Source organism: Mesorhizobium sp. M4A.F.Ca.ET.050.02.1.1 (genome assembly GCF_003997725.1).
Lineage (GTDB): Bacteria > Pseudomonadota > Alphaproteobacteria > Rhizobiales > Rhizobiaceae > Mesorhizobium.
In genome coordinates this window covers 1-4009 of the sequence record NZ_RZSG01000560.1, presented here as the reverse complement: position 1 = coordinate 4009, position 4009 = coordinate 1, and the positions used below count along the sequence as shown (strand labels likewise).

Genomic DNA, 4009 nt, shown 5'->3' with positions numbered 1-4009 from the left:
CAACTCGACCGTCGAAAGATGAGGGCTGCCTTCGAAAAGCGGTTTTCCGCCAACAGAATGGCCCGCGACTATGTGGCCGCCTATAGGCGCCTCATCGGTGGTGCGACCGACGCGAAGGCCTCGTGAGAGGCGCCGCCTGATCCGGGGGGCGGAGCAAACGGGAAAAAAACATATGACAGAGCTCGACGAGCGCAAGCTTGATCCCGCCGTAGCCCTTGCCGCTCTGGACGAGACCGCGCCGCGCGAGCCGCACCGGCTGTTCGCGCTGAAACAGGGCGACTGCTTCGCGGTGGCCGACGCTTATGGCGATATCCGGGGCGCCGGCGACGGCTTCTTCCGCGACGACACGCGCGTGCTTTCGGAGTTTCGGCTGACCGTCGGTGGCAGGCAAACATCGCTGCTCGGCGCCTCGCTCAGCCAGGACAATGTGCTGTTCACTAGCAATCTCACCAACCTGCCGGTTCAAAGCGTCGGCGGCCGCGACATTCCGCAGGGCGCGATTCATGTCGAGCGCGTCAGGCTAATCTGGCAGGACCGGCTGTTCGAGCGCATCACGCTTTCCAACTATAGCCAGGAGACCTCGGCGATCCGCGTTTCTCTGCACTTTGCCGCCGATTTCCGCGACATGTTCGAGGTGCGGGGCTCGACAAGGGCAAAGCGCGGCACCGCGCATGCAGCCAAGATCGACGCGACGTCGGTGCTGCTTCGCTATGACGGGCTGGACGGGTTGGCGCGCCTGTCGGCGATATCGTTCTCGCAGGCGCCCGATCAACTGACAGACAGCCGCGCCGATTTCCTCGTCGCGGTGACCAAGCGTTCCAGCAAGGTGCTCTATGTCGAGGTCGGTTCGGAGGCTGTCGACAGCCCGGATCGCGATCGCTTCCGCGCCGCAGCGGCGCGGGCCCGTTTCGGCATGCGGGCAAAGCGCCGCCACGGCGCCACGTTGCACAGTTCCGGCCGCGTCTTCAACGACTGGGTCGAGCGCGCCCGCGCGGATGTGGCGCTGCTCACCACCGAACTCGCGACTGGGCCCTATCCTTATGCCGGCATTCCCTGGTTTTCGACGGCATTCGGCCGCGACGGCGTGATCTCGGCGCTGCAGATGCTCTGGCTCAACCCTGGTCTGGCGCGCGGCGTGCTTGCCTTCCTCGCCCAGCACCAGGCAACCGAGACGTCGCCGTTCAGCGATTCACAGCCCGGCAAGATCATGCACGAGACCCGCAAGGGCGAGATGGCGGCGCTGCGCGAGCTTCCCTTCGGCCGCTACTATGGTGGCGTCGATACCACGCCGCTCTACATCCATCTCGCCTGCGCCTATGCAGATCGCACGGGCGACATGGAATTCATCGACAGGCTGTGGCCGTCGATCAAGGCCGCGGCGGAGTGGACGGAAGAGGCGAGCCGGGAGACCGGTTTCGTCACCTACCAGCGCGCCGCCGAATCCGGCCTCGCCAATCAGGGCTGGAAGGACAGTTTCGACTCGGTCTTTCACGCAGATGGCCGCATCCCCAAGGGCCCGATCGCGCTGGTGGAAGTGCAGGGCTACGTCTTTGCCGCGTTCCGGGGCCTGGCGGCACTCGCCCGCCGCCGGGGCGGATATGCGGAGGCCGAGCATTGGGAGGAGCGCGCCGAAGCCATGCGCGCGGCGGTGGAGAGTCATTTCTGGGCGGACGATCTCGGCTTCTATGCGCTGGCGCTCGACGGCGCCGGCGAGCCCTGCAAGGTGCGGACGTCGAATGCGGGCCACCTTCTGTTTGTCGGATTGCCTGAGCCGGAGCGGGCGAAACTGGTCGCCGACCAATTGCTTTCGGCATCCTTCCATTCGGGCTGGGGCCTGAGAACGCTCTCCGACGACGCGGTGTTCTTCAACCCGATGTCCTACCACAACGGCTCGATCTGGCCGCACGACACCGCCATCTGCGGCGTCGGCCTGGCGCGCTATGGCGAGCGCGAGAGCGTGGTGCGGTTGATGAGTGGCACGTTCGAATCGGCCGTGCATTTCAACATGCGGCTGCCGGAGCTATTCTGCGGCTTCACCCGCGCGCCGGGCGAGGCGCCCATCGCCTATCCGGTCGCCTGCCTGCCGCAGGCCTGGTCGGCCGGCTCCGCCTTCATGCTGATGCAGGCCTGTCTCGGCCTGGAGATCGATGGCTGGGAAGGCGAGATCCGCGTCACGCGGCCAAGGCTGCCGATCGGCATCGACACACTCACGCTTCGACACCTGACCGTCGGCGACAGGGCGGTAGACCTGACCTTCCAGCGCGTGGGCGATCGTGTCGTCGCCTTCCTTGCCGACCGGCATGAGGGTCTGGTGCCGCTCATCGTGCGCACCTGAGATGTGCTGATTTCAGCCGACCTGCAAATGGCGGCTTCCTGCCTTTCGACCGCGCGATCTTCAAGGGATCGCCCCACGGGCCGGAAAATGTCGGAACCGATGCTTCGTTTGTGCGTTGCACAATCACACCGGACGTGCGGCGGTCTGTTCCGTCGCCCGGCAAGGTGTCGAAAACAAGAAGAATGAGTCCCGCGGCGGGCCGGTGGCAAGTTGGCGTTTCAATGACTGATCAAGGCATCGACTTACTGTGGAGCCTGCTCCTGGTAAGTCTTCTACTCTCCGCTCTCGCGGTGTTCTTCTCCATATCGCGGCGCCATCGCAATTCCGCGCCAGCGTCGGTGCCTGTCGCCGGCGAGGATGTGGCTTCCGAGGCGGCACGCAAGGTGCTCAGGGAATTCGAGAATGGCCAGTCGGTCGATGCCGCGCTGGTGACTTGGTCGCCCGAAACCCTGAGAAAGATCCTTCACGAGGACCTGCCGGAAGCGCAGGTGATCGTGGTTTCCAACCGCGAGCCTTACATCCACAACGAAAAGAACGGAGAGGTCGAACTGGTCGTGCCGGCGAGCGGATTGGTTTCGGCGATGGAGCCGATCACGCGCGCTTGCGCCGGCACCTGGATCGCGTATGGCGGCGGCACGGCGGATCGCCAGGTGGTCGACAGTGACGACCGGTTGCAGGTGCCACCCGACAATCCGTCTTACACGCTGCGCAGGGTGTGGTTGAGCGAGGAAGAATATCAGGGCTACTACCTGGGTTTCGCCAACGAGGGCCTGTGGCCCCTCTGCCATATCGCCTTCACGAGGCCGATCTTCCGCGAATCGGACTGGGAGGCCTACGAAGCCGTCAACCGTAAATTCGCCGACACGGTGGTCGCCGAAGCGCGCAACGAGCGGCCGATCGTGCTAGTGCAGGACTATCACTTCGCGCTTTTGCCGCGCATGATCCGCGAACGCCTGCCCGAGGCGATCGTCATCACCTTCTGGCACATCCCGTGGCCGAACTCGGAAGTTTACAGCATTTGCCCCTGGAGGGAGCGTATCCTGGACGGGCTGCTCGGCAGCTCGATCATCGGCTTCCATACCCAGTTCCACGCCAACAATTTCACCGAAAGCGTCGATCGCTTCCTTGAGAGCCGGATCGAGCGGGCAGACGCCGCCATCTCCTATGGCGGCCAGACGACGCTGGTCCACGCCTATCCGATCTCGATCGAATGGCCGCTGCAGCTTCTGGCGAAGCTGTCCGATGTCGCCGAATGCCGCACGCGCGTCCGCGACCGATTTGGACTGTCGGCGGATGTTAAGCTCTGCGTCGGCGTCGAGCGCCTGGACTACACCAAGGGCATTCTCGACCGCTTCCACGCACTGGAGGAATTGTTCACCAGGCATCCCGATCTGATCGGCAAAGTCGTCTTCCTGCAGATCGCCGCACCCAGCAGGGGCACATTGCCAGCCTACAGGCAATTATACGACGAATGCATGCGCTATGCCGACGACCTCAACCAGCGCTATGGCAGTGACGGCTATCGCCCGGTCGTCATCGTGGCCGAGCATCACTCGCAGAAGGCAGTCTACGAGATCTATCGCGCCGCCGATATCTGCATGGTCACCAGCCTGCATGACGGCATGAACCTCGTCGCCAAGGAATTCGTCGCCGCGCGCGACGACGAGCAGGGGG

Annotated in this window: 2 protein-coding genes and 1 pseudogene; all 3 read left to right on the top strand. The window is 64.2% G+C overall.

Annotated elements, in window-relative coordinates; translation table 11 throughout:
• Positions 1 to 126: pseudogene (locus tag EOA33_RS40840) on the top strand (glycosyltransferase family 4 protein); the annotation flags it as partial.
• A 46-nt stretch (positions 127 to 172) separates the two neighbouring features.
• The gene (locus tag EOA33_RS26850) at positions 173 to 2335 is read left to right on the top strand and encodes an amylo-alpha-1,6-glucosidase (RefSeq protein WP_127407010.1); all 2163 of its coding nucleotides are present in this window, start codon (positions 173 to 175) and stop codon (positions 2333 to 2335) included.
• Between the two features lie 221 nt (positions 2336 to 2556).
• Positions 2557 to 4009: trehalose-6-phosphate synthase (locus EOA33_RS26845; protein ID WP_145989295.1), on the top strand; the 1453-nt coding region annotated here is incomplete at its 3' end.